We start from the raw sequence: 25,903 nt of genomic DNA, 5'->3' as shown, positions 1-25,903 counted from the left end.
ACCGGCTCGACCGGCTCCGGTCGGGCCCACTTTCTTGAAGTCTCAACTTCTACGATGCGAGGTTACTCCCGATTTGTTTAACATTCAAGGAGGGGTCTCGTACAGTAGATGCATGAACACGGCATCCGCTGACGAGCCGCGCTGGCTCAGTGACGAGGAACAGCGCACGTGGCGTGCGTACATTCATGCCACCACCCTTCTTGATGACCATCTCGACCGCCAGCTGCAGCGTGATGCGGGCATGCCTCACATCTACTACGGCCTGCTCGTCGGTCTCGCCGAGGCCCCACGCCGGCGGCTGCGGATGACCGAGCTGGCGATGAAGGCGAAGATCACCAGGTCCCGGCTCTCGCACGCGATCGCGCGGCTGGAGAAGAACGGGTGGGTGCGGCGGGAGGACTGCCCTTCGGACAAGCGGGGGCAGTTCGCGGTGCTGACGGACGAGGGGTACGAGGTTCTGATGCGGAGTGCGCCCGGGCATGTGGCCGCGGTCCGGCAGGCCTTCTTCGACCGGCTCACGGTCGATCAGCAGAAGGCTCTCGGTGAGGCCATGCTGCTCATCGCGGAGGGGCTTCAGCCTGAGGGGGCGGGGGCGGACCTGCCCTGGCTTCGGTAAGGCTCCGCCGGGTTCCTTTTGGGTGCGGGTTGGTTGTGGCTAGGTCACGCAGTTCCCCGCGCCCCTAAAGACTGCGCAGTTCCCCGCGCCCCTAAAGACTGCGCAGTTCCCCGCGCCCCTAAAAGCCGCTCACGCGGCCCATCGCGGGCCCCAGCCCGCAGCCCCGGGACATGGATCTGCCCCGGCTCCACCGCTCTCGGAGCCGGGGCAGATCCCGGTTCGTACGTATGAAGGCGTCCCCACCCCTGCATACGTACGAGGTCAGTGGGTGACCTCGTGCAGGTCCGGTCGTGCCAAGTGGCTTGCTGGGGGCGGCCCCGTCAGGGGCGCGGGGCTGTCGACTTGCGGCTCCGCCGCGTGGGCGCGACCAGCCACAGCGCACCCGCGGTTTCCTGACCGCGCCCCCCCAGCGGAGCGCCTAGTGGACGATGACCGGGACCTTCACGTCGTCCTCCGTGCCTTCGAGGGAGCCCGCGGCCGCGGTGGCGTCGGGGCTTCCGGCGTTGATGAAGGTGAAGGCGATTCCCGCGGCGACGACGAGGATGCCGACGGCGAACCAGATCGCGTTGGTGTAGCCGTGCACCTGGGCCTGCAGCTGGACGAGCTGCTGCTGGGGCTGGGTGGTGGCACCGGCGATGTGGTCCTTGACGTACGCCGTGGTGGCCGACGCGGCGATCGTGTTCAGCAGAGCCGTACCGATCGCACCGCCCACCTGCTGCGAGGTGTTGACCATCGCGGAGGCGACACCGGAGTCACGCGGCTCGACGCCCAGCGTGGCCAGGGACATGGCCGGCATGAACGCCGTACCCATACCGAGGCCGAGCAGCAGCATGGCCGGCAGGAGCAGGGCCGCGTACGAGGAGCCGATCTCCATCTGGGTCAGCAGCAGCATGCCGGCCGCGGCGACCAGGAAGCCCGGGCCCATCAGCAGACGCGCCGGGAGGCGGTTCATCAGCCGGGCGCCGATCTGCGTGGAGCCCGCGATCATGCCCGCGATCATCGGCAGGAAGGCGAAACCGGTCTTGACCGGCGAGTAGCCCTTCACGATCTGCAGGTAGTAGGTCAGGAAGAGGAACAGGCCGAACATCGCGATGATCGCGAGACCGAGCGAGAGGTAGACACCGCCACGGTTGCGCTCGGTGATGACGCGCAGGGGCAGCAGCGGGGCCTTGACCTTGGACTCGACGAGGACGAAGGCGGCGAGGAGCACCGCCGACGCGACGAACAGGCCGATCGTCATGGAGTCGCCCCAGCCCTCGGACTCGGCGCGGGTGAAGCCGTAGACGAGCGAGACCAGACCGACGGTGGACAGGACGACACCCGGGATGTCGAGCGGCGACCGGTTGCGGCCGGCCGGCTCACGGATGACGAAGTACGCACCGGCCGCGGCGACGACCGCGAACGGGATGTTCACGAAGAACGTCCAGCGCCAGTCCAGGTACTCGGTGAGGAAGCCGCCGAGGATCAGGCCGACGGCGCCACCGCCACCGGCGATCGCACCGTAGATGCCGAACGCCTTGGCGCGCTCCTTGGAGTCGGTGAACATCACCGCGAGCAGCGAGAGCGCGGCGGGGGCGAGCAGTGCGCCGAAGGCACCCTGCAGGGCACGGGAGCCGAGAAGCATCGCCTCGTTGGTCGCGGCACCGCCGAGGGCGGAGGCGCCGGCGAAGCCGATGAGGCCGGTGACGAAGGTGCGCTTGCGGCCCCAGATGTCGGCGATCCGGCCGCCGAAGAGGAGGAGTCCGCCGAAGGCGAGGGCGTAGGCCGTGATGACCCACTGCCGGTTGCCGTCGGAGATGCCCAGGTCCTGCTGGGCCGAGGGCAGCGCGATGTTCACGATGGTCGCGTCGAGCACGACCATGAGCTGGGCGAGCGCTATGAAGGTCAGCGCTTTCCAGCGGTTGGGATCGGGGGCCTGCGCCTTGTCGGCGGCGGCCTGGACTGTTTCAGACATGGAGGTACCCACTTCGGGACTTCGGATCGAAAAAAGGCAGTAAGGGAGCGCGGCGCGTCGTCGGTGACGGCCGGAAGGTTCGGTGCGTAAGTGGGGTTACGCGAGCACTGGTCGGGTCATCGCTGGTACGGACCGCCGCGAGGGGCGGAAGTCATCGGTCAGGGTTTGCGCAGGTCCTCCATGGTCGCGGTCGTACCCGGCAGTTCGGATCGGGCCGGGGCCCGCAGACCGTCGAGGAACAGCTGCAGGTGGCGGTGGACGAACCGGTCGAAGCACAGGGCCGCGGTGCCGGCCGGGGGCCTGCTGAGCTGGGCCACGGCGATCATGAGGTCGCCGACGCCCACGTCGGGTCGGAGCTGTCCGGCCTCGCGGGCGCGTTCCATCAGCCGCTCGGTCAGTTCCTCGATCCGCTCACGCGCCGCTTCCATGTCCGGGTGGTGCTGGTCGAAGGTGCTGGACATCATCGGGCAGAGGGCCGAGAGCCGCTCGTCGGCACAGGCGTGCACGAAGCGCGACAGCGCCTCGAACGCGTCGCCCGTCTCGGCGAGCGCGATCTCGGCCGCCTCCGACGTACGGTCCATGACCGAGCAGACGACCTCCCGCACCAGTGCGTCACGGTCCGGGAAGTTGCGGTACACCGTGGCGTTGCCGACGCCGGCCCGGCGAGCGATCTCGTCGAGCGGCACGTCGGGGCCGAACTCCACGAACATCACGCGGGCGGCGGTGACGATCCGCTCCCGGTTGCGCAGGGCGTCGGCGCGCGGCCGGGTCACCTTGTGCTGTACGCGGACTGCGGTCTCCACGGCGTACTCCTTGAGCCGGTGGGCGCGATCCGGGGATCGACTCCCCGTTTCGCTCGGACACATGGCTAAACGGGGAAACGATCCCCAGTTATTTCCCAACCTCGAAGAGATTCCATGTGACCCGCGTCACACCTCTCGGAGGGCTCCCGCGAGCAGGAAACCCACGATCGGGCTCCTCCAGCGCGCGCCCTCGCATCCGGCGGCACAGGGTGATCGAACAGGGTGCAGCCACACCGGCCGGCTGCCTGGAGCGAAAGGCCCCTGCATGCAGCCGACCAGCCGTCGGATATCCCCGCGCCGCCGCGCCGCAGCCTTCGCCTCGGTCACCGTCCTCACCCTGACGGTCAGCACCTCGGCCGGGACCGGACATCTGACAACCGGTTCCACCACGGCTGCGGGACCCGTCGCGCTGGCGCGCTCCTCCCCTCTCGGTCCCTGCATGATCAGCGGCTCGATGGGCGTGCAGATGTCCGAGGGCATACCCACCCCGGCCGGCTACTCGCGGTCCACCGGCACCGTCCGCGCCCTGAACCTGATGGTCGACTTCTCCGACGCGCCCGGCCAGGGCAGCGCGCTCGACCGCTTCGGCGAGTTCTTCCCGCAGACCACCAACTGGTTCCGCACCAGCTCGTACGGCCGCCTCGACTACCGCCCCGAGACCCCGATAGGCGGCTGGCTGCGGATGCCCAAGTCCTTCGAGGAGTACGGGATAGAACGCGGGGCGCCCTTCGACCCCGGCTACCGCAAGCTGGTCCAGGACCTCGTGGCCGCGGCCGATCCGAAGGTGGACTTCCGGGAGTACGACCTGCTGAACGTCCTGATGACCCCGAACGCCGGCCCCTCCGCCCTCGACACGGTCCTGTCGGTGACCTTCGCGGCCAACACGGAGGCACCGGTCGCGGACGGGGTGCCCGTGGCGAACGCGTCCTTCGTCTACAGCCGCCAGGACGACGGCTCCGGCTCGTACGACGAGACCGGCTACCGCGTGCTCCCCCACGAGAACAGCCATGTCTTCGGGCTGCCAGACCTCTACACCCAGGACGGGGGCGCCGCGGTCGGGCACTGGGACATCATGAGCGAGGACTGGGGGGCCGACAACGACCTGCTGGGCTGGCACAAGTGGAAGCTCGGCTGGCTCGACGACGCCCAGGTCGGCTGCGCGGCCGCGGCCGGCACCACCGAGCACGTCCTGACCCCGCTGGCCGAGCCCGGCACCGGCGGCAAACTGGTCTTCGTCCCCGTCGACTCGAAGACGGGGTACGCGGTCGAGCTGCGCACCCAGGCCGGCAACGACGAGGCGGTCTGCAAGACGGGCGTGCTCATCTACAAGGTCGACGCGACCGTCGACACCGGCCGGGGCCCGATCACGGTGATCGACTCCACCAAGGACAGCGGCGGCTGCACCCGCAGCCCGAACGTCCACGCCGAACTCTCCGACGCGACCTTCTCCCCCGGCCAGTACTTCAAGGACCTCAGAACCGGCATCCGCATCACGGTCGCGGGCACCGACTCCAAGGGCAACCACCAGGTGTACGTGACCCGAGACCGCCAGGCGGATTCGTGAGCCGGGGGCCGGCGGGCGGGGCAGCGCCCCTTCAGACGGCCGTGCCCCTTCAGACGGCCGTGCCCCTTCAGACGGCCGTGCCCCTTCAGGGGCGCGGGACTGTGACACGTGCGGCTCCGCCGCGTGGGCGCGACCAGCCACGGGCGGCCCGCAGCTTCGGCACGACCGTTCCCCCGCATTCATTACCGTGGTTCGCACACCGTAATGGGGAGCCATGCCACCGACCCACCTCACACCCGCCAGGCCCGACGCAGTCGGCCCCGCAGTCGTACCCGTCGAGGCGGTCGCCCCGCTGATGCGGGGCATCACCGTGCTGCAACGGCTCACCGAGGCAGGCGGTACGTCGAGTCTCAGCGCCCTGGAGAGGGCGACCGGCCTCGCCAGGTCCACGGTGGACCGCATCGCGGCGACGCTGGCCCGCATGGGATACGTACGTCTCGACGGACGGGACGCCGTGCTCACGCCGCGGCTGATGGAGCTGGGCAACGCCTATCTGGGCGCGCTGCGGCTGCCCCGGCTGCTGGACGGGCGGGCCGACGCGCTCGCCGACGAACTGGACGAGTCGGTGTCGCTGGCGGTCGGCGACCGGGACGGCATCCGCTTCATCCACCAGGCGACCCGTCGGCGCGCGATGTCGCTGAGCTTCCGCATCGGCGATCTGCTCCCGGCCGAACGGACCGCGCCGGGCCCGCTGTTCGCCACGGAGTGGACCGACGAGGACTGGACGCGCTGGCGCGAACGGCGGGCCGCCGATCCCGAGGACCACGGTTTTCCCGCCGTACCGCCGCGTGAACACCCCACCGGGGACGAGGAGTTCGAGGAACGGACGCGTGAGACGGCGGCCCGCGGCTGGGCGCTCGACGACCAGTTGATCGAGCCGGGCCTGGTCGCCCTCTCCGTCCCCGTACGGGATCGCGGTGGGCGTATCGCCTGTGTGGTGAGCGTGGTGAGCCACACCAGCAGGCACACTGCCGGCTCCCTGCGGGACACCCTGCTGCCCAGGCTGCGGGCGACCGTGCGCGCGATGGAACGGGATCTGCGGGACGCCCCCGCCCAGCAGCCCGCCACGCCCGCCACACCCGCCGGACTCGCCACCTGGACCGGAGCCTCGAAGCATGAACTGGGCCGGGAGTTCATCGAGTCGCTGGCCCGCGGACTGACCGTGATCACTGCGTTCGGCGAGGGCCGGGCCGAGCTGACGCTCACCGAGGTCGCGCAGGCCACCGGGCTCGCGCGGGCGACGGCCCGGCGTGCGCTGATCACTCTGGAGCACCTGGGCCAGGTGACCGCCCACGGGCGGACGTTCACGCTGACACCGCGCGTCCTGGCCCTCGGCTTCCCGCCCCTCTCCCGTACGACGCTTCCGCAGATCGCGGCCCCGCATCTCGCCGAACTCGCCGACCGGCTGCACGACTCGGCGTCCCTCGCGGTCCTCGCGGGCGACGAGATCCAGTACACGGCCCGCGTCGCCACCAGCCGCATCATGAGCGTCAACATCACCGTCGGTACGCGCTTCCCCGCCTACGCGACCTCTCTGGGCCGGGTGATGCTCGCCGGCCTCACCGCCGCCGGGCGGGACCCGTTTCCGACCGGCCTGGACGCGCTGACCCCGCACACGGTCACGGACCCGGGTGCTCTCGCGGCCGTCCTCGATCACGTCCGGGAGGCCGGATACGCCCTGGTGGACGGGGAGTTGGAGGAGGGGCTGCGGTCGATCGCGGTTCCGGTGCGGGATCGTACGGGGCGGGTCGTGGCGGCCGTGAACGTGGCGATGCACAGCTCGCGGCGGACGGTTGAGCAGTGTGTGGGTGAGGTGCTGCCGGAGCTGGCCGCGACGGCCGGGCGGATCGAGGGGGATCTACGGGTGGCGGGGCGGTTCGCCCGGGTGCCGGTCGCCTAGCCGACGGGCGCCCGGGGCCTGCGGGAGCACGACTCGGGGCAGGTGGGCATCTGCGGGTCGTGGGGGCTGGTCGGGGGTGTCCTTGCCGCCCCGGACCTACGCCTCAGGTACCGGTGACACCTGGTCCGCGGGCCCGATCCCCTTGGGACACAAGGCAGTTAGCGTCGGCCGCATGCGTATCGGAATTCTCGGCACGGGCAATGTGGCCCGTGCGCTGGCAGCAGGCTGGTCCACCGCGGGGCACGACGTCGTGCTCGGCTCACGCAGACCGGAGGAGCGAACGGATGTGACGGGGGCGGGCTTCACCGTCGTGGGGCTCGACGCGGCGGTCGCGGACGCCGAGGTGGTGGTCAACGCGACTCCGGGGACGGTGTCCGTGGAGCTGCTGGGTACGGTCGGGGCGGCGGCTCTCGCCGGGAGGACGCTCGTCGACGTGGGTGTCGGCCTGTCCGACGACTTCACCGAGCTCTCGCACCCCAACAGCAGCTTGGGAGAGCTGATCCAGAAGGCGTTCCCGGAGACGCCCGTCGTCAAGACGCTGTGCACGATGGACGCCTCGGTGATGGTCCGGCCGGGCTCACTTGAGGGCCGGAGCACCGTCTTCCTGTCCGGTGACAGCGCGGCGGCCAAGCGGCTCACCGGTCGGCTGCTCACCGACCTCGGCTGGTCCGCGGCCTCACAGCTGGACCTCGGCGGCATCGGCACCGCACGCGGTCAGGAGCACTTCGCCCTGCTCTTCATCGGCATCGCGGAAGGCCTGGGCAGCCACACCTTCAACATCGACGTCGTCACGCTCCCGAGCGGGCCGTGACGCGGAACGGCGGGGGCACGCCGTCGACCCCCGCCGTTCCCTCCCGCCGCCCAGAGGCAACCAGCCCCTTGAGCGCCGCCTCCGTGGCGAGCCGCGGCAGCAGCAGCGCCCAGAAGCGGGTCAGCATGGACTGCGACAGCCACTGCGCGTTCCGGCTGCCCAGGGCCCCGAAGCCCACGGTGGCCGCGACCACGGCATGGGCCGCGTCCTGCGGCGACACGTCACGGGCCAGCGCGCCCTCGCGGGCCGCCTCGGCCAGTACGCCCTCCACCCAGGTCTGCCACCGCCGCCGCAGATCCGCCCCGGCCGCCACGGGCACCGGGCTCTCGCTCAGGTCGAACCCGGCCCGCAGGATCACGTCGTGCCGCAGACCCCGGAGCAGCGCGTGCGTGGTGTCGACCAGCACCTGCAAGGACCCGCCGGAACCGGTGGCCCCGGTACCCCCGGCGCTCACGGCGGCCTCGCTCCTCGCCCGGCCCTCGACCGTGATCCGCCGGAGCCGCTGCGCCGCCGCCTCCCACACCGCCACGGCCAGTGCCGCCTTGCTGGCGAAGTGGAAGTGCAGCGCGCCGTTGCTGACCCCGGCCCGGGCACTGATCGTGGACAGGGACACGACGTCGAAGCCGTCCTTGCAGAAGAGCTCGGCCGCCGACTCGATCAACGCGTTGCGCGTACGTACCGCGCGTTCCTGCTGGGCCATCAGAGCGCTCCGTTGCTGCGAGGGGCGTGCCAGAGAGGCGCCATCACGATAACAAACCGCACGTGCGGTTTCTATTGTCGGGGCATTGCGATTGCTACTGCTCCTGCTCCTGCTGGGCCCGGAGCACGGGCAGCGACCCGTAACCGTTGACGATGAAGGACTCCACCGGCTCGATGCCGTCCACCGGCGCCGCCAGGGACAGCCCGGGGAAGCGGTCGAAGAGCCCCGCCAGCGCCACGCTCGCCTCGATCCGGGCGAGCGGCGCCCCCAGGCACCGGTGCACCCCGAACCCGAAGGCCAGGTCCTCGCGGCGGCCCGGGCGCAGCAGGTCGAAGACGGCGACGTCGTCCCCGTACGCCTCCGGATCCCCGGACGCGGCGGCGAAGGAGACCAGGATCGGGTCGCCCTTGCGGATCAGCACGCCGTCGGGCTCGCCGTCGTTTTCGCCAACGGACTCGCCGTCGGCCGGTGCGGGGTTCCCCAGTGCGATGTCGTCCACCGCGAACCGCATCGGGGAGTACGCCGCCGGGCTGTGCATACGCAGCGTCTCGTCCACCACGTCCATCCAGGTGGCCCGGCCGGCGCGGACGTGCGCGAGCTGTTCCGGGTGGGCGAGCAGGGCCCCGACGGCGTTGGTGATGAGCGTGCAGGTCGTCTCCTGACCTGCGGCGATCATGAGGTAGAGGGTGCCGAGGAGTTCCTCCTCGGTGAGCCCGCCGTCCTCGTCCTGGTCGCGGGCCTCGATCAGCGCGGACGTCAGGTCGCCGCCCGGTTCGGCCCGTTTCTCGGCGACCAGCCGGGCGAGCATCCCAAAGACCTCGATCTGCGCGGCGGCCATGCGCTCGGCCGGCACGGCCGTGCCGAACACCAACTCCAGTGCGGCGCACAGGGGTTCGCGGGCCTCCTCCGCCACCCCGAACAGTTCACAGATGACCCGCATCGGCAGCAGCCTGGCGAAGTCGGCCCGCAGATCGATCCGTTCACCGGCGGGCACGGCGGCCAGCTCGTCCAGCAGCCCGGCCGTGATCTCCTCGATCCGCGGCCGCAGGGCCTCGCTCCGGCGCGTGGTGAACGCGCCCGCGACCAGCCGCCGCAGCCGGGAGTGGTGATCCCCATAAGCGAACAGCATGTTCTCGTTGGCGACCCACGGATACAGCGGCCACTCGGGGCCTATCCGCCCCTCGACGAAGGCGGGCCAGTGCTGCCGGGCGTCCTTCGACACCCTTGGATCCAGCAGGAGTTGCTTGACGTACTTCTGCCGTACGGCCGCCCAGGCGACCACGCCGCCCGGCAGTTCCACCTCGGCCACCGGCCCTCGCGAGCGCAGCTTCTCGGCCTCCGAGGCGAGATCGCGCCCCGTCACGTCCAGCGCGTACGGGCAAGCAGGCATGTCCATCCGTGCACTCCGTTCGGTCGGTCGTCGACACGCCCCCGACGCGAGGGCGCTTCACTGAGCGGCGGTCGCGACCCCCGCGGGCGCCTCAGCCCCGGTGCCGGCACCGGCCTGCGGGCCGGCCGCGATGTCCGCCTCCGGGCGGCCGTCCTCCAGGTCGCCCTCCGCCTCGGTCTCGGCCGCCTCCGCCTCGCGCAGTTCCATGGCCTCGCGGTGGATCCGCGCCGCCCGCTCCGGTGTGAAGTCCAGCCGGACGAGCACGCCCGGCACCGCGATCGACGGCATCAGATGCCGGTAGAGATCGGCCACCCGCTCCGCCAGGTCCGCGCGGCCGGTCATGATCCGCGACAGCACCTGTACGCCGGTGAAGGCACCTACGAACAGCTTCGCGAGCGAGTCCACGTCGGCGTGCGGCAGGACCTCGCCCTTCGCCTTGGCCTCCTGGAAGAGGGCCTGGGTGTGGTCCTGCCAGGCCCGCATCGGCACCCGCCGGTTCAGGTGGTCCTTGGGCGACCCCTGGTCGACGGTCAGCCGCACGCTGCCCTGGACGATCGGATCACCCGTGTCCCGCTTGAGCAGATAGGCGAGCAGCAGCGCCTCGTCCAGCGACTGCTGGAGCTTCAGCTCCTGTTCGGGCACCCGAGGCAGGGACTCGACCTGCGCCGCGAGGACCGCCTGGGCGAGCTCTTCCTTGGATGTGAAGTGGAAGTAGAGGGCGCCTTTGGTCATGCCCGACTTCTTGAGGACGTCCGAGATGGTCGCCGCCTCGTATCCGACCTCGTCGAACACCTCGGCGGCCGCGACGAGAATCGCCCGCCGCGTCCGAATGGCCCGCTCTTGCCGCGCCACGAACAACCTCCGTACCATCCCGCTCATCGGGAAAAGAGACCATGAGGTCTGTACCGGGCAGCTGCGACCTCGCGGCCCAGAATAAAACCAGCTGAACGGTTTCTCAAGGATTCACCCACATCGACCTCGTGGCCCCCGCGTGAGCTGCACCGAAGCCCCTGCCGCGCCGTGAGCGCCCCCCGAGGGCTCCCCCAGTAAGCGCCTTCGCCTCCTGAGCACCCTTGAAAACAAAACCGGTTGGTACGTATCTTCGATGCGCAGTGGTTCGTACCTGACCGGTTCCCACACCCAGGGGAGTTCGATGGCCGTGCCCGCACACACCAAGACCCACCCCGTCGCCGACGAGCTGGCCCAACTGCTCTTCGAGGGCGCCGATCGCGAACGCGTGCACGGGGTCTGGCGTCGGCTCGTCTCCGGCAAGGAGTTCGCGTACCGCCCGGGGCTGCCGCCCGAGGAGCGGACGGCCCTCTCGTACGAGCGGCTGCGGCTCCTCAACGACGCGGCCGGTGATCCGGTGGAGCTTGCGGCCGATCCGTACCGCCTCGCCGGGCTGCACGAGTGGACGGGACCGGTGGACGGCGGGCTGACCACGCTTGCGAGCATCCACTACAACCTGTTCCTCGGGAGCGTCCTCGACCACGACGGCGGCCGCGGCAGGGACCTGTCCGCGTTCACCTCGCTCCGGAGTACAGGAACGTTTCTCTGCACCGAGTTGGAGCACGGGAACGATGTCGCGTCGATGGAGACGGTCGCGGTGTTCGACCGCACGACCGGCGGCTTCCACCTCACCACCCCCACGCCGGGCGCGCGGAAGTTCATGCCCAACACCAGCCTGACCGGCGGCCCCAAGACGGCGGTGGTCGCCGCCCGCCTCGTCGTCGACGGCGAGGACCAGGGCACCTTCCTCTTCCTGACCCCGCTCAGCGACGAGAACGGCCACCTCCCGGGAGTACGGGTCCGGCCGCTCCCCCAGCGCACCGGCACCCCGGTCGACCACTGCCTCACCTCGTTCGACCGGGTGTGGCTGCCGCGCGAGGCGCTCCTGGAGGCCGAGCACGGGCGGCTCGGGGCCGACGGGACGCTGGCCAGCACCCTCGGCAACAGGCGCAAGCGGCTGCTGCGTTCCATCAACCGCGTCACCATGGGCAAGCTGTGCATGAGCGCCGGCACGCTGGGCATGTCGCGGGCCGCGCTGACCATCGCGGTGCGGTACGCGCACAGCCGCTTCCTGGCCGGACCGAAGGCGGGCGAGCGCATTCCGCTGGCCGCCCACCGCAGCCACCACGGCCGGCTGCTGCACGCACTGGCGACGGCGTACGCGATGACGTTCCTGCACCGCTCGCTGGTGAGCCGGTTCGCCGTGCACGCGGAGGAGGACCGGGCCGAGGTGGAGCGCGAGGTGGCCGTGGCCAAGGGCTGGATCACCTGGCAGGCCCGCGCGATCACCACCGAGTGCCGCGAACGCTGCGGCGCCCAGGGCCTGTTCCCCGCCAACGGCCTGGCCGACCTCCCCCTCAACATCGAGGGCGGCATCACCGCCGAGGGCGACAACCTGGTGATCTGGGTGAAGGCCGCCTCCGAGATGGTCTTCGGCCACCAGGGCGTGCGGGCCGGCGAGTCCGGCGACCCCGAGGGCCGGGAACTCACCGAACTCCCCTTCCTGCGCGACCTGTTGGCCGAGGCCGAGCGCATCTGGCAGGACCGGGCCCGCACGGCCCTGCGCGAAGGCCCGTCGGGCGACCCGGTCGGCCGCTGGAACGTGACCTCGGACGCCGCCCTGGAGATGGTCTCCGCACATGCCCGCCTCCAGGCCGCCGACGCCTTCCTCGCCGCCTCCTCGCGGGTGGAGGACCCCCGGGCCGCCTTCCTGATGCGGAGCCTGTGCCGGCTGTTCCTGCTGAAGCAACTCGGCGAGCACACGGGGGATCTGCTCGCCGAGGGACGGCTGACGCCGGATCACGTACGGGCCCTGCCGAAGGCCGTCGACACGGTGGTCGGGGAGCTCGCTCCCCATCTCATGACTCTGGTGGACGCCTTCGACCTGCCTGCGGAGGTGCTGTCGGGCATTCCGATAGCGAGCGGGGGGTCGGTCGGCGGGGACGAGACCGACTGGGAGGAGGAAGCGGGCGCCGTGGAGGTGGCGGTCGCGGGGGTGTACTGAGGGGTGGGGTGTACTGGGAGGTGGGGGTGTACTGAGGGGGGTTGGGGGTGTACTGAGGGGGGTTGGGGGTGCGCGGATTGTTGTGCGTCTGCGAACCCCCTTGGTCCTAGCGGACCAGACAAGGCCGCTTGGGGTCGAACCGCCAGTCGGGGATGAGGTATTGCATTCCGGTGGCGTCGTCCCGCGCGCCGAGGGCCTTCTCCTTGTAGAGGTCGTGGGCGGCGAGGAGGCGGTCCATGTCCAGGTCGAGGCCCAGGCCGGGGGCGTCGGGAACGGAGATCTCGCCGTCGGTGATGCGGGGCGGGTCGACCGTGAGGCGTTCCAGGCCCTCCTGCCAGATCCAGTGGGTGTCGAGGGCGTTGTAGTCGCCGGGGGCCGCGGCACCGCAGTGGGTGACCATGGCGAGCGAGATGTCGAAGTGGTTGTTGGAGTGACAGCCCCAGGTCAGCCCCATGGCGTTGCACAGCTGGGCCACCCGCACAGACCCCTGCATGGTCCAGAAGTGCGGGTCGGCCAGCGGGATGGAGACCGACTGGAGGGCGAGGGCGTGGGTCATCTGACGCCAGTCGGTGGCGATCATGTTCGTCGCGGTCGGCAGGCCGGTGGCCCGGCGGAACTCGGCCAGGATCTCGCGGCCCGAGTAGCCGCCCTCCGCCCCGCAGGGGTCCTCGGCGTAGGCGAGGGTGCCGACGAGTGGCCTGCAGAGTTCGATCGCCTCGCTCAGTGGCCATGCGCCATTCGGGTCGAGGGTGATACGGGCCTCGGGGAAGCGGGCCTTGAGCGCGCGTACCGCCTCGACCTCCTCCGCGCCCGCCAGGACGCCGCCCTTGAGCTTGAAGTCCCGGAAGCCGTAGAGGTCGTAGGCGGCCTCGGCCTGGCGGACGATCGCCTCCGGCGTCAGGGCCTCCTCGTGTCTGACGCGGTACCAGTCGACGTCCGAGTCGCGCTCCCGGACGTACTCCAGGTCGGTGCGGTCGGGGTCGCCGACGTAGAAGAGATAGCCCAATACCCGTACGGAATCCCGCTGTTGGCCGTCGCCGAGGAGGGCCGCGACCGGTACGTCGAGGTGCTGCCCGAGAAGGTCGAGCAGCGCCGACTCGACGGCCGTGACCGCGTGGACGGTGGTGCGCAGGTCGAAGGTCTGGGCGCCGCGTCCGCCCGAGTCGCGGTCGGCGAAGCGGGCGCCGATCTCGCGCAGAACCCGCTTGTAGTCGCCCAGTCTCGCGCCGACCACCAGGGACTCGGAGTCGCGGAGGGTCCGGGTGATCTTCTCGCCGCCAGGCACCTCCCCCAGTCCCGTACGGCCCTCGGAGTCCTTGAGGACGACGACGTTGCGGGTGAAGTACGGGCCGTGGGCGCCGGAGAGGTTCAACTCCATGCAGTCGCGGCCGGCGACGGGGTAGACGGCGAAGTGGGTGACGGTCGGCTGGCTCAGGAAGCTCATGCGGGTCGAAGTCCCTTGTGTGTGAGGGTGGTTGGGGGCGGCGGTCAAGACTTCACAGGCTGAGGACGTCCAGGGCCCACTCCAGCGCCAGGACGCCGCCCAGGCCGATGATCGCGAGCACCGTCGTATAGGTCGTACGGACCTTGATCGCCTCGATGACCGAGAGGTTGAAGTACTCCTTGAACAGCCAGAATCCCGGGTCGTTGACGTGGGAGAAGGCGATCGACCCGCACGACACGGCGAGCACCATGATCTCGGGGTGGACGCCGCTGCCCGCGAGGAGCGGGAGGACCACGCCGGAGGCCGTGACGACGGCGACCGTCGCCGAGCCGAGGGCCACGCGGAGGATGACCGCGATGAGCCACGCCAGGATGATCGGCGAGATGGACCAGCCGTCGGTGGCGTCCTTGATGTAGTCGGAGATGCCGCCCTCGACGAGGACGTTCTTGAAGGCGCCGCCCGCTCCGATGACCAGCAGGATCATCGCCATCGCCTTGGCGGCGGAGGTACAGGAGGCGCTGACCTCCTCCATGCTGCGGCCGATCCGCGGTCCGAACGCCCAGATGGCCAGCAGCAGCGTCAGCATGAGCGCGATCGGTGCCGAGCCGATGAACGCGACGAAGTTCAGGAACGGGCTCTCGCCGGACGTGGCCATGTCGGTCACGGCGGCGCCCGCGATCAGCACCACGGGGAAGAGGGCCACGAACAGCGACCAGCCCATGCCGGGCATCTCCTCGTCAGCGAACTCCCGCTCGCTGACCAGGCCCTTGGGGATGGCCGGGTTCATCCTCCTGATGAACGGCAGCCGCGGCCAGGCGAGCGCGATGAGCGCACCGGCCGGTACGGCGATGAAGAGGCCGTAGAAGAGGGTGTGGCCGACGGACGCGTGGAAGGTCGCGGCCACGGCGGTGGGGCCCGGGTGCGGCGGCAGGAAGCTGTGCATCGTGGACAGCGCGATCGACATCGGCAGGCCGACCCAGAGCAGGTTCGCCCCGGTGACCCTGACCAGGGTGAACGCGATCGGCACGATGATGATGAACGCGACCTCGTAGAACATGGTCACGCCGATGAGCATCGACGTGACCACCATGGCGACCTGGACCCAGCGGGGGCCGAAGGCGTCCAGCAGCTTGCCCGCGATGCGTTGGGCGGCGCCGGAGTCGCCCATGACCCGGCCGACCATCGCGCCGAGACCGATGGTGAGCATCGTGTCGCCGATCTGGTCCCCGATGCCGGTCGAGAGGACGTCCGGGATGTCGGCCACCGGTATCCCGCGGACCAGGGCCACGCCGACCGCGACGAGGAGGAGGGCGGCGAAGCCGTTGAGTTTCAGGCGGGTCATCAGGAGCAGCAGGATCAGGACGCTGATCCCTACTACGAGGAGAGGCATGGCAGTTCCCCTTTGAACTGTTGGGCGAGTGGCTCCGCCGGTTTGGTGCGAGGTGGCTCCGCCGGTTCGGGGCCGGGTGCGGGTTGGTGGGGGCTGGGTGCGCAGTTCCCCGCGCCCCTGAAGGGCGTGGCTGAGGTCGGTGCGTCGGTGCGTCGGTGCGTCGGTGCGTCGGTGCGTCGGTGCGAGTCCTCGTGGGCTGATCGCGCAGTTCCCCGCGCCCCTGAAAGAAAGGGGCCGGTCAGCGTTGGCGTTGTGCGCCGACCAGGCCCAAGCCCGTGTCGAGGATCTTTTCCAGGGCCGCCAGGTCTGTTGGGCCGGGGTCCGTCAGGGGTGCTCGGGTCGGGCCCACCGGGAGGTCGCGCAGGCGGGCTGCTGCCTTGATGAGGGAGACGGCGTAGCCCGGGACTCGGTCTCGGAGTTCTACGAGGGGGACGTAGAAGTCGCGCAGGAGCTTGGTCGTTGTCGTGTGGTCGTCGGTGCGCAGGGCCGTGAAGAAGGCGTTCGCGATCTCGGGGGCGAAGGCGTGGACGGCCGACGAGTAGGCGGGGACGCCGACGGTGGCGTACGCGCGGGCCTGGATCTCGGCGGTGGAGGCGCCGTTGAAGAAGAGGAAGCCGTCGGGGGCGGCGAGGGTGAGGCGCTGGAGCCGGTCCAGGTCGCTGTGCCCGTCCTTGAGGCCGATGACGGTCGGGATCCCGGCGATCCGGCGCAGGCCCTCGGCGGTGAAGGCGACCTGACCCCGCTGGTACGCGATCAGCGGGAGCGAGGTGCCGGCGGCGATGTGACGCAGCTGCTCGACGAGTCCGTCCTGCGGGGCGGCGACCAGATAGTGCGGGAGTACGAGGAGGGCGTCGGCGCCCGCCTCCTCTGCGATGCGGGCGAACCGGCGGGCCTGCGCCCAGCCGTAGCCGATGCCCGCCACCACCGGCAGCCGGCCGGCGGCGACCTCGACCGTGGCCCGGACGACCTCGCGGTACTCGTCCTCGTCCAGCGAGAAGAACTCACCGGTGCCGCAGGCGGGGAAGACCGCGCCCGGGGCCGGGCCCAGGCCCGGAGAGGCCGCCAACTGGCCGGTCAGGTACGCCCGGTACGAGTCGAGGTCGAGGCCGCCGTCGCCGTGGAAGCTCGTGAGGGGGAAGGACAGCACCCCGCCCGCCATGCCGTCACGCAGCCGCTGGACAGTGCCTTCGGCCTCCGCGCTGATCCCTGTCATGAACTCTGTCTCCATATGCAGATGCCGTCTACGTATGAAGATGGAGGCTAAGTTGGTGAACGCGCAGGGTCAATGGGTGCGACACCGCGGATTTACGATGAGCCCCATGCCGGAGAGCGAAGAGGTACGGGGTGGAGGGGCGCAGAGCGGAGGGCTGCTGAGCGGAGGGGCCCCCGCGCGGGCCCGTACCGGGGTCTCGGGTGTCCGCGAGGTGAAGTCCGCGGCCCGTACCGTCGCGCTGCTCGAACTGCTCGCCGCGCGCGGCGACCGGCCCGCGCGCCTGGACGAACTCGCCGAGGAACTGGGCGTTCCGCGCAGCAGCATGTACCAGCTGCTGCAGACCCTCGTCGACCGCGGCTGGGTACGTTCCGACACCACCGGCTCCCTGTACGGCATCGGGATCAGCGCGCTGCACACCGGCACGAGCTACCTCGACAGCGACCCGCACGTCCGCACGGTCCGCCCCTTTCTCGACGAGGCCTCGGACGCGCTCGGCGAGACGATCCACCTGGCCCGGCTGGACGGCCCGAACGTCGTCTACCTCGCGACCCGCGAGTCCCACGAGTACCTGCGCACCATCAGCCGGGTCGGCCGCCGGATCCCGGCCCACGCGGGCGCCCTCGGCAAGGCGCTCCTCGCCGAGCGCCCCGACGACGAACTCCCGCTCCCCGAGGGCCCGTTGGCCGCCCTCACGGAGAACACCCACACCGACCGCGCCACCCTGCTCGCCGACCTGGCGGAGGTGCGCGAGCGCGGTCACTCCATCGACCGCGAGGAGACGGTGACCGGCATCGCGGGCTTCGGCTTCGCCCTGCGGTACGACTCACCGGCCGTCGACGCCATCAGCTGCTCGGTGCCGGTGGCCCGGCTCGACGCGGAACACGAGGCCCGGGTCGTCGCGGTCATGCGGGAGATCCGGACGAAGATCGAGAGTGTTCCGTCACCCGCGTCAGGCGCTCCCGACTGGCGTTGACCCGCCGTTGCCCTCCTGTCCCGGGGCTCCTGGATCTCGCAGGTCTCCCAGCGCCCCCAAGTCCTTCTGCTTCAGCGGCGGTTCGGCCACCACTTCGAAGCCACCCTCGGGGCGGTGGCGGGCGAGGAGGCTGCCACCGACGGACTGGGCCCGTTCGCGCATGCCGAGGACGTGGAGACCGCGAGGTCGGCGAGGACCCCGTGGACCCGGTCGGGGTCGGTGCGCAGGGCGAACGAGTAGAGCGCCGCCATGAGCGGCCCCAGCGACAGAACAGTCTGCAGCTGACCGAGCCCGGCCGCCGTCACGACCCAGGCGGTGGTCACGGCATCGGTGACGTACGGATGGGTGCGGTGCAGCGGCAGAGGGCCGCACAGGAGGCACCCGAGAGCGGCAGCACGGCCCACCACGGGAGCGGGGATGCGGCGCCCGTGGAGACGTACAGCGCGCCGGGCACGGAGACGGCGAACAGAAGCAGGGCGATCGAGGTGTCGCGGGCGCGGGGGCTGTTGCGTACGAGTCGCTGCCGGCTGATGGTCATCGCGGCTTCCTGCCGGGTGCGGGGCTGTGCGGGGCTGTGCTCGGTCCCGGGTGCGTACGGGCCGAGGGCCGCCCCTGTGTCGGCGGGCGGCCCTCGGTGGGAGGCGGTCAGACGGTTGTGAAGTCCGGCCTTGTCTCCTCTTCTTCGGTACGAGCCTCGCTGGGGCCCTCGTCCTTCGTGGCCTGCGGGACTGCGGCCCGGTGGCTGAGGGCCTCGCCCTCCACGTCCACGCGCGGCAGGATCCGGTCCAGCCAACGGGGCATCCACCAGGCGGCCCTGCCGAGGAGGGCGAGGACGGCCGGGACGAGGGCCATGCGGACGACGAAGGCGTCGAAGAGGACGGCGATGGCGAGCCCGAAGCCGATCATCTTGATCATGGATTCGCCGGCGCCGATGAACCCGGAGAACACCGCCATCATGATCAGCGCGGCGGCCACCACGACCCGGGCGCTGTACCGGAAACCGGTCCGGATCGCCTGGCTCGGGGTGTCCCCGTGGACGTACGCCTCCCGCATCCGGGCGACCAGGAACACCTCGTAGTCCATGGCCAGTCCGAAGACGATGCCCACCAGGAAGATCGGCATCATGCTCATGATCGGGCCGGTCGTCTCGACCCCGAGGAGTCCGGCGCCCCAGCCCCACTGGAAGACCGCGACGACGGAACCGAGGGCCGCGAGCACCGAGAGGAGGAAGCCGAGCGCCGCCTTGACCGGGACGAGTACGGACCGGAAGACGATCACCAGCAGCACGATGGCCAGGCCCACGACCAGGATCAGGTACGGGATCAGCGCGTCCTGGGTCTTCTGGGCGACGTCGATGTTCAGTGCGGTGGTGCCGGTGACCTCGAACTCCGCGCCGGTGGAGGCCTCGGTCGCGGGACGGTCCGCCCTGATGCTCTTGACCAGGTCCACGGTCCGCTCGCTGGTGGGTGCCGTGGACGGGATCGCGGAGAACACGGCGGTGTCGCCGGCCGGGTTGAACCGCGCCGGTGAGACGGACACGATCCCGTCGGTGGCGCCGATCCTCTCCTCGATCGTACGGACGGCGGTCTTCGGGTTCTCGGCGTTCCTGGCGTCCACGACGACGGTGAGGGGCCCGTTGAAGCCGAGGCCGAAGCCATCGGCGAGGTCGTCGTAGGCACGGCGTTCGGTGGTGGAGGTGGGCTTGGCCTCTGCTCCCGGCATGCCCAGTTGGAGGTCCATGACGGGTATCGCGAGGGCGCCGAGTCCGGCGACGGAGGCGATCAGGACGGGGACGGGGCGGCGCAGGACAAAGCGGGCCCAGCGGCTGCCGCCGTTGTTCTCGCCGCCCTCCTTGATACGTCCGCTCCGGCGGGCCCTGCGCGCGAGAACGGCGTTGGGCCAGAAGCCGAGAACAGCCGGGACGAGGGTCAGGGCGATGAGCACCCCGACGACGACCGCTCCGGCGGCGGCAAGACCCATCTTGGTGAGCATGGGGATGCCGACCACCGAGAGCCCGGCCAGCGCGATGACGACGGTGAGGCCGGCGAAGACGACGGCGGATCCGGCGGTACCGGTGGCGAGCCCGGCCGCCTCCTTCGGGGAGTGGCCCTTGGCGCGCTCCTCGCGGTAGCGGGAGACGATGAACACGGCGTAGTCGATGCCGCAGGCGAGGCCCAGCATGGTGGCGAGGGTGCCGGTCGTGGACGACAGACCGAACGCGCTGGCCAGTGCCATGATCGACGCCATGCTGACCCCGACGCCGAGGATCGCGGTGAGCAGCGGAAGCCCGGCGGCGGCGAGCGACCCGAAGGTGATCAGCAGTACGAAGGCGGCGATGGCGATACCGATCGCCTCCGCCGAACCGCCGGCCGAGGGCTGGGTCTCCAGGGCGGTTCCGCCGACCTCGACGGTGAGGCCCGTGTCCCTGGCCTGCTCGATGGCGCTCTCCAGCCGGTGCTTGGCGGCGTCGGTGAGGTCGTCGGCGTCGGCCTTGTAGGTCACGGTGGCGTACGCGGTCGTCGCGTCCTCGCTGACCGCCTTGGCCTCGGCCTGGAAGGGGTTGACAGCGCTGGCGACCTGCGGTCCGTCGGCCGCGCGCTCGACCAGGGTGTCGACGGCCTTCCGGTGGCCGGCGGCGGTGATCTTCTGCCCGTCGGGCGCGACGAACACGATACGGGCGGTCGCGCCGTCGGCATCCGTCCCGGGGAAGCGCTGCTCCATCAGGTCGAAGGCCCTCTGGGACTCGATGCCCGGCATGCTGTTCGTCGCCTCGGGGGCGGCGGGTGCCTTGGCCGCACCGAAACCGACAGCGGCGAGGACCGCCACCCACAGGAGGGTGACGTACCAGCGCCTTCGGAAGGCCAACCGGCCGAGTCGGTAGAGGAAAGTAGCCACGGGGTCTCCAGGGGTCGTGTACGTCGGGAGGTGTGGGGCGGGGCAGCAGGGGCGAGGCATGGGAGTGCTTCGGGCGATGAGGGCGCTTCGGGCGATGGGCCAGGCAGTGGGTCAGGCAGTGGGTCAGGCGCTGGGACCGGCAATGGGCCCGGCAGTGGGTCAGGCAATGGGCCCGGCAACGGGGCGTTGCTTGAGGCAGTGGGCCGGGGTTGCCCCGTGGCCCGGCTCCCTCCCGTGGCCCGGCTCCCTCCCGGGGGGCGTCGGCCCTCCCGGGGGGCGTCGGCCTCCCGGGGGGGCGTCGACTTCCCGGGGGGGGCGTCGACTTCCCGGGGGGGCGTCGACTTCCCGGGGGAGGCGTCGACTTCCCGGGGGGGCGTCGACTTCCGAGATCAACGATCCCGGCGGCGGCCCGGCGCCACGAGGGAGCGCGCTCCCGAACGGTGGTGTAGCGGACTACACCACCGGGACGGGGCCCCGCTCTCCCGCGCGGGGCATCCCGCGGCTCCTAGCCAGCCTGAACGGCATGAGGAAGACGACGCGGCAGGCGGCCGGGGCAACGGTCCAGCTGGCCAGGGCCGCGTTCCTGACCTTCGGCACGATGCTCTTCCTCGCTCTTCCTCGCGGTCCTGCTGATCACGGCCACGGCCACCCTCGCGGTGGCGGGCGCGGAGCTGCTCCCCGAGACGGTGACGCTGGTACGCCGGATCGCCGGGGCCAAGCGCCGCCGGGTGACCGGGTGGACGGGCGAGCGGATCCCGGAGGCCTACCTGCCCCTGGGCGATGGCCCGCTCCGCGCCCGCCTGCGCACCGCGGTCCACGACCCCGGCACGCTCATGGACCTGCGCTGGATGTTCGCCCAGTACGGCTACGGCAGCCTGCTGCCGATCCTGGCACTCCCGCTGTGGCCGGTGGCACTGCTGGTGGACGGAGTGCGCTGCGGACTCGTGAACCGCGAACCGCTGGTCCTCCCCTTGATCACCCGTCTCGCGGACCTGGAAGCGAGATGGTCCACCGCCCTGCTCAAGCCCTCCCCCAGGGCACGCCTCAGCGAGCGGGTCGAGGAACTGACCGCGACGAGGGCGGACGGAACCCCGCCACGTCGTCCGCGGCATCCACCCGCCGATCCTCACCGACCGCGGACTGGTGGGCGCCGCACGGGCTCTCGCCGAGAGCAGCGGCCTCGACGTCACCGTCGACACGGCCGACCTGGATTGCGGCAACCCGCGCCCCGGCAGCGGGGGTCGAGGCAGCCGCCCACTTCACCGTGGCCGAGGCCCTGACCAACGCCGCGAAACACAGCGGTTCGGGCCGCGCCTCGGTCCAACTTGCCCGTGTACCAAAGGGGTTGACCGTAACCATCTCCGACGAGGGGCCACGGCGGCGCCGACGAGACAACCGGCTCGGGCCCACTCTGAATGCGCCGCCGCATCGCCGCCCTCGACGGCACCGTACGCCTGACGAGCCCCACGGGAGGACCGACGGTGATCGAGGCGGGTCTGCCGTGTGGGTGGGGAGTGGGGGTGGATGGCGAGCGGGGTGCGGGGGCCGGGGTGCGCGGTGGCGGGCCGTGAGCGGGGCGCGCGCGTGTGGTGAGCGGGGCGAGGCTTCCAAGGGCCAGGGTGGGGCTCCCCTCCCACCCGAACGAAGGGAATACCGCACCGGCAGCACCACACACCGCCACCGCACCGACCCCGAGCCCGCCCACAGACCACCCCCGGACCACTGCCCACCCAGCTCCCACGCTCGTCCGCTACGCTGTTCCCGGTACCTCTCCCTGCGACCAGGAGGAGGGCTGGGGACACGCACGACACCCCCACCCCCACCTGAGCCCAGGAACCGGCACCACGCCTTCGTAGCTCAGGGGATAGAGCACCGCTCTCCTAAAGCGGGTGTCGCAGGTTCGAATCCTGCCGGGGGCACTTCACAGATGGTTGCAAGATCGTGATTGGTTTTCATCCCGGTCTTCTCCTTCTCGTGATGACTGTCGCGATCGGCGGCATCCCGTGACAGCGGGATGACCGCCGTTTCGTGCATAGCCCGCGCGACTGTGTCGATCGTGTCGCCGGTCAGGGTGATGCGGCACAGGGCTTCGTTTGTCGCTCCGTCATAGTGGATCTCCAGGCGCAAGGCTTCGAACAGCCGCCGAGACAGCTCATCGGGCACGAGGGCAAGATCAACGGGTGTCACCGGCAGGCGGCTGAGCAGGTCGGGGTTCGGCGCCTGGTGGACCTGCTCTTCCAACTCCATCATCTGCTGCTGCAGGTTCTCCCTCTTCGCCAACAGCTCCGCGCGGCGCTCATTGATATCTCGAAGGAACTCCTCGTCGGGCGTCTCGACCAGTTCCAGGTTGCGGATGAGGCGCTTTCTCTTGCTCTCCGTATCCTTGATCGCTGTCCTGAGCGAGCCGAGGCGTTCCTCCCTGGCCAGCTGTTCTGCAGTGTCCAGGGCGCGTAGGTCCCGGTCGAGCAGGTAGTGCCGAGCCGCCCCGAAGACCTGGGTGGCCAGGAAGTTGTTCAGACCGTCCAGCAGGCTGTCTTCGCGGACCCAGAAGCCATTGGGGTGGTTGGCGGGCCGGTAGTTCTTCTTCGGCACGCACACCATGTACGGAATGTTGCGCGCGGTCTTGCCTGAATAGCGGCGGCCGCACACGGTGCAGAAGACGTAGCTGCGCAGTCGGTAGGTCCGCTTGGTGTCTGGGTGCCGGTTGGGGCCGGAATCGGTGCGGGAACGCTTGCGGTGTTCGGTGACCTGCTGGGCCTGGACGAAGGTCTCCAGGTCCACCAGTGCCTCATGGGTGTGTTCCGGAGACCACACCCATTCCTCCACTGGGTTGGCCCGGTTCTTCCCCTTCCCTTTGCGCGCTCGCCGGTTCCACACCATGTGGCCAGTGTGCTTGGGGTTGGTGAGCATGTCGCGGACGTTGGAGTATGTCCAGCGGCCCACCGATCGGTCGGGCTCGACCGGGGTCGGGGGCGGATTGGTGATCAGGTCGGTGTTGAGTCGGTCCGCGATGCTCTGATAGCCCAGGCGTTCCACGACGCGCCAGACGAATGCCTTGCGCACCACCGGTCCTTCGACGGGATGGACCTCAAGGAGCGTTTTCTTGACGCCTTTCGCGCGCTTGGCCGGCACAGGGTGCGGCACGCGCTTGGCTTGGTACCCGTAGCAGGGTTTGCCGATGTTGTAGCCGTGCTCGGTGTGGACTTCGAAGCCATCCCACGACTTCTCCAACATCTCGGTGACGTACCACTCGGCGACGCCCTGCTTCACCCGCCGGGTCAGCACCTGGGTGGCCGTCTTGGACTTGCCCATGTCGCCGAACTGGATGGGCTCGTCCGAGGCCAGGAGCGCCACGCCCACCTGTTCCAGCCGGTGCTCGATGTCGGTGGCGATGTACGCGCGGCGGGAGATCCGGTCAATCGATTCGCAGATCACCGCATCAAACCGGCGGTCAGGGCGCTCTGCCTCTTCGAGGAGATCTTGAATGCCGCCGTCGCGAGGGATAGGGATCTGGAAGAGTTCGTGTGCGTGGCTCTGGCCTCGGTCGGCAAGGTCCTTGCGGCCGGATTCCACATCGTAGAAGTGCACGACGATGACAGCGTTTTCGGGCAGGACGTGCTTGCAGGACCGCAGTTGGCGGGGCAGCGAGAGGGTGGGGTCCTGCTGGTCGTAAGTGGAGGTCCGGCTGGCAAACGCCAGCCGGATCACCCGAGGCTCGGCAAGGGCCGTTCCTCCACTGGTGGAGTTGCGCGAGCCCGCTACGCGGCGCGATCCTGCCCAAGCTCGGATCGCATCTGGGCTAGCCACTGCACCACCCCTCGTATTGCCCGGGTCTGTTCCTTCCGCAAGCGTTCGGCCTGTGTTCCGTCAATGCGCTCGATCTCGAAGACCATGTGCACGGTGCTCTCGTGCACGAAGGTTCCAGCATCTTCGTCGCGGGGTTTCGCGCTATCGGCGGTCACGGGGGCTCCTCAGCGCGCCCGGGTTTGGCCGATGGTCGGAAGCTCCGGGGTCCGGAAGGGAAGCGCTTCTTGAGGCCAGATCCCACAGAAAGGGGCTGATCTCTTGCCAGCCGCCTTCCGCGGAGATGAGCGGGACTTGGTGGCGGGCGAGAAGTTCTCCGCTTTCCTTCACTTCGCTGTCGCGACGGGAGATGCGGTCAAGTGACAGGCACACGACGGCGTCGAAATCCCGCCCTTCTTCCGGAAGGGTTTCGACAAGGTCCTGCCAGCCTCCGTGATATTCCGGCCAGTGCAGGAAGGGCGGAGTCTGGTGGAGTTCGGTCCGATCGATTGCCTTCGGTATGTCGTAGAAGTACTGGACCAGTTCGGCATGGCCTGCACAGGCAAGGCGGCAGATCTGGAACTGACGGGCAATGGCTTGGCCCGCGTGGCCGAGGTAGGAGCTGTTGGTCCGCCCGTAGAAGGCGGCCCGCAGGAGCGGCCGGGCTGCAGTGGCCGAGCGGTTGGTGGGCGCCAGTGCGGCGTACGTGCTCCCGCTGGGGATGAACACCTGTCGTGACGGGTTGGTTTGCATGTCTCTCCCTTGGGATCTGCACGCCTGGACGGTTGCTGATCGGTGGGCAAAACAGCTGGTCAGATTGTTTTAGGGCCCGACATCCTACAGTCCGCGAGGCGTTTTGGGAGGCCCGGAAGGGCTAGGTACCGGTGTGGGGTTGGTCATCCGGGAACAGGTTGTTCGCCCGGCCGGTCGGTCCGCTTGGATCCGGAGCACGCGCAACTTCCCATCGGGTTCGGGCGATGCTCTGGTTTGAGGGCCGCCGGCGTCGGCTGGGGCGGTCCCATCCGTGGTGAGGGGCGAGGCGCGCCGTCGGCTGGAAGCCCGCTGCTCGCAGGCTGGCCCCGCTCTCGCTGTAGGTGATCAGCCGCTGGTAGCCGAGGGCACGCGCTGCTCGCCAGGCGGCGGCGTAGAGGGCTGAGTTGGCGTTGGGGGTGCCGTCGGTGCAGGTGCGGGTGACTTCCGCGGTGCGTCCGTCATCCAGGTGACGGGCAATCGGGCGTCCCACCACTGCCACCCCGACCAGGGTTTCCTTCGTGGCCACGCCGAGCGTGAATTTCATTCCCTGCGGCGGACGATGGTGGCGGTGGTGAGCTGCGATGAAGGCGCGTGCCTGACGGAAGGTCACCGGGACGACATTCAGCACCGGCTGACTCGGCCTGGCGCGTGTGGGGGCGAGTGCCCGACGGGTTTGACGTCCTGTGCGGGCGGCTGCTCGC

General features: G+C 70.2%; 21 protein-coding genes, 1 tRNA gene and 2 pseudogenes. 9 read left to right on the top strand and 15 right to left on the bottom strand.

The window, feature by feature from the left end:
* The first annotated feature begins 112 nt into the window (after positions 1–112).
* Entirely contained in the window at positions 113–616 is a 504-nt protein-coding gene (locus ACZ5VQ_RS39215) for a MarR family winged helix-turn-helix transcriptional regulator (RefSeq protein ID WP_307522323.1), read from the top strand.
* Between the two features lie 418 nt (positions 617–1,034).
* Here the strand turns inward: ACZ5VQ_RS39215 and ACZ5VQ_RS39210 are convergent, their stop codons facing one another.
* Entirely contained in the window at positions 1,035–2,570 is a 1,536-nt protein-coding gene (locus ACZ5VQ_RS39210) for an MFS transporter (protein WP_469109176.1), read from the bottom strand.
* 158 nt (positions 2,571–2,728) lie between these two features.
* Positions 2,729–3,373 (bottom strand): TetR/AcrR family transcriptional regulator, encoded by a 645-nt coding sequence (locus ACZ5VQ_RS39205; RefSeq protein WP_469109175.1) that lies wholly within the window; start codon positions 3,371–3,373, stop codon positions 2,729–2,731.
* Positions 3,374–3,638: 265 nt separating this feature from the next.
* On the opposite strand from ACZ5VQ_RS39205, the gene ACZ5VQ_RS39200 reads away from it, so the two are divergent.
* The 3 genes from ACZ5VQ_RS39200 (at position 3,639) to ACZ5VQ_RS39190 (ending at position 7,648) form a co-directional block, all read left to right on the top strand.
* Positions 3,639–4,937, top strand: coding sequence for a M6 family metalloprotease domain-containing protein (locus ACZ5VQ_RS39200; RefSeq protein WP_469109174.1), 1,299 nt, complete (start codon positions 3,639–3,641; stop codon positions 4,935–4,937).
* A 214-nt stretch (positions 4,938–5,151) separates the two neighbouring features.
* The gene (locus ACZ5VQ_RS39195; RefSeq protein WP_469109173.1) at positions 5,152–6,837 is read left to right on the top strand and encodes an IclR family transcriptional regulator domain-containing protein; all 1,686 of its coding nucleotides are present in this window, start codon (positions 5,152–5,154) and stop codon (positions 6,835–6,837) included.
* Between the two features lie 142 nt (positions 6,838–6,979).
* The gene (locus ACZ5VQ_RS39190; RefSeq protein WP_469109235.1) at positions 6,980–7,648 is read left to right on the top strand and encodes an NADPH-dependent F420 reductase; all 669 of its coding nucleotides are present in this window, start codon (positions 6,980–6,982) and stop codon (positions 7,646–7,648) included.
* Here the strand turns inward: ACZ5VQ_RS39190 and ACZ5VQ_RS39185 are convergent.
* From ACZ5VQ_RS39185 to ACZ5VQ_RS39175, 3 genes are all read right to left on the bottom strand, one after another.
* Positions 7,626–8,348, bottom strand: coding sequence for a ScbR family autoregulator-binding transcription factor (locus tag ACZ5VQ_RS39185; RefSeq protein WP_469109172.1), 723 nt, complete (start codon positions 8,346–8,348; stop codon positions 7,626–7,628). The two genes, ACZ5VQ_RS39190 and ACZ5VQ_RS39185, sit on opposite strands and share 23 nt — an antisense overlap.
* A gap of 94 nt (positions 8,349–8,442) precedes the next feature.
* Positions 8,443–9,744 (bottom strand): cytochrome P450 family protein, encoded by a 1,302-nt coding sequence (locus ACZ5VQ_RS39180; RefSeq protein ID WP_469109171.1) that lies wholly within the window; start codon positions 9,742–9,744, stop codon positions 8,443–8,445.
* A 51-nt stretch (positions 9,745–9,795) separates the two neighbouring features.
* Complete coding sequence (locus ACZ5VQ_RS39175; protein ID WP_469109170.1) at positions 9,796–10,590, bottom strand: ScbR family autoregulator-binding transcription factor; 795 nt, start codon at positions 10,588–10,590, stop codon at positions 9,796–9,798.
* 253 nt (positions 10,591–10,843) lie between these two features.
* Here ACZ5VQ_RS39175 and ACZ5VQ_RS39170 point away from each other — a divergent pair, with 253 nt between their 5' ends.
* Entirely contained in the window at positions 10,844–12,751 is a 1,908-nt protein-coding gene (locus ACZ5VQ_RS39170; protein ID WP_469109169.1) for an acyl-CoA dehydrogenase family protein, read from the top strand.
* Between the two features lie 106 nt (positions 12,752–12,857).
* Here ACZ5VQ_RS39170 and ACZ5VQ_RS39165 read toward each other — a convergent pair whose 3' ends face one another.
* The 3 genes from ACZ5VQ_RS39165 to ACZ5VQ_RS39155 all read right to left on the bottom strand — a co-directional run bounded on the left by ACZ5VQ_RS39165 (position 12,858) and on the right by ACZ5VQ_RS39155 (position 16,798).
* Positions 12,858–14,186: an enolase C-terminal domain-like protein gene (locus ACZ5VQ_RS39165; RefSeq protein WP_469109234.1), complete on the bottom strand. Its 1,329-nt coding sequence runs from the start codon at positions 14,184–14,186 to the stop codon at positions 12,858–12,860.
* Between the two features lie 61 nt (positions 14,187–14,247).
* Entirely contained in the window at positions 14,248–15,585 is a 1,338-nt protein-coding gene (locus ACZ5VQ_RS39160) for a gluconate:H+ symporter (protein ID WP_469109168.1), read from the bottom strand.
* Between the two features lie 238 nt (positions 15,586–15,823).
* Positions 15,824–16,798 (bottom strand): 5-dehydro-4-deoxyglucarate dehydratase, encoded by a 975-nt coding sequence (locus tag ACZ5VQ_RS39155; protein ID WP_469109167.1) that lies wholly within the window; start codon positions 16,796–16,798, stop codon positions 15,824–15,826.
* A gap of 211 nt (positions 16,799–17,009) precedes the next feature.
* Here ACZ5VQ_RS39155 and ACZ5VQ_RS39150 point away from each other — a divergent pair, with 211 nt between their 5' ends.
* Entirely contained in the window at positions 17,010–17,771 is a 762-nt protein-coding gene (locus ACZ5VQ_RS39150; RefSeq protein WP_469109233.1) for an IclR family transcriptional regulator, read from the top strand.
* 71 nt (positions 17,772–17,842) lie between these two features.
* Here ACZ5VQ_RS39150 and ACZ5VQ_RS39145 read toward each other — a convergent pair whose 3' ends face one another.
* From ACZ5VQ_RS39145 to ACZ5VQ_RS39135, 3 genes are all read right to left on the bottom strand, one after another.
* Positions 17,843–18,094: a hypothetical protein gene (locus tag ACZ5VQ_RS39145; RefSeq protein WP_469109166.1), complete on the bottom strand. Its 252-nt coding sequence runs from the start codon at positions 18,092–18,094 to the stop codon at positions 17,843–17,845.
* Positions 18,091–18,309: a hypothetical protein gene (locus ACZ5VQ_RS39140; protein ID WP_469109165.1), complete on the bottom strand. Its 219-nt coding sequence runs from the start codon at positions 18,307–18,309 to the stop codon at positions 18,091–18,093. Before ACZ5VQ_RS39140 ends, ACZ5VQ_RS39145 begins: the two co-directional genes overlap by 4 nt.
* A gap of 107 nt (positions 18,310–18,416) precedes the next feature.
* Positions 18,417–20,666, bottom strand: a complete 2,250-nt coding sequence (locus ACZ5VQ_RS39135; protein WP_469109164.1) for an MMPL family transporter — start codon at positions 20,664–20,666, stop codon at positions 18,417–18,419.
* A gap of 523 nt (positions 20,667–21,189) precedes the next feature.
* Here ACZ5VQ_RS39135 and ACZ5VQ_RS39130 point away from each other — a divergent pair.
* The 3 genes and pseudogenes from ACZ5VQ_RS39130 (at position 21,190) to ACZ5VQ_RS39120 (ending at position 23,120) form a co-directional block, all read left to right on the top strand.
* Positions 21,190–22,237, top strand: a pseudogene (locus tag ACZ5VQ_RS39130) (sensor histidine kinase).
* A gap of 275 nt (positions 22,238–22,512) precedes the next feature.
* Positions 22,513–22,585: transfer RNA gene (locus tag ACZ5VQ_RS39125), tRNA-Arg, on the top strand.
* Positions 22,586–22,694: 109 nt separating this feature from the next.
* A complete protein-coding gene (locus tag ACZ5VQ_RS39120) occupies positions 22,695–23,120 on the top strand; it encodes a hypothetical protein (protein ID WP_469109163.1) in 426 nt (141 codons plus the stop codon).
* Positions 23,121–23,417: 297 nt separating this feature from the next.
* Here the strand turns inward: ACZ5VQ_RS39120 and ACZ5VQ_RS39115 are convergent.
* The 4 genes and pseudogenes from ACZ5VQ_RS39115 to ACZ5VQ_RS39100 form a co-directional block, all read right to left on the bottom strand.
* Positions 23,418–24,239, bottom strand: a pseudogene (locus ACZ5VQ_RS39115) (recombinase family protein); the annotation flags it as partial.
* 185 nt (positions 24,240–24,424) lie between these two features.
* On the bottom strand, positions 24,425–24,628 hold the full coding sequence (locus ACZ5VQ_RS39110) for a hypothetical protein (RefSeq protein ID WP_469109162.1): 204 nt from the start codon (positions 24,626–24,628) through the stop codon (positions 24,425–24,427).
* On the bottom strand, positions 24,615–25,202 hold the full coding sequence (locus ACZ5VQ_RS39105; RefSeq protein ID WP_469109161.1) for a recombinase family protein: 588 nt from the start codon (positions 25,200–25,202) through the stop codon (positions 24,615–24,617). Before ACZ5VQ_RS39105 ends, ACZ5VQ_RS39110 begins: the two co-directional genes overlap by 14 nt.
* A 121-nt stretch (positions 25,203–25,323) precedes the next feature.
* Positions 25,324–25,830: an XF1762 family protein gene (locus ACZ5VQ_RS39100; RefSeq protein ID WP_469109160.1), complete on the bottom strand. Its 507-nt coding sequence runs from the start codon at positions 25,828–25,830 to the stop codon at positions 25,324–25,326.
* Between the last annotated feature and the right edge of the window lie 73 nt (positions 25,831–25,903).

The organism is Streptomyces sp. NPDC033178 (assembly GCF_055577685.1).
This window is presented reverse-complemented; position numbering and strand designations above follow the sequence as displayed.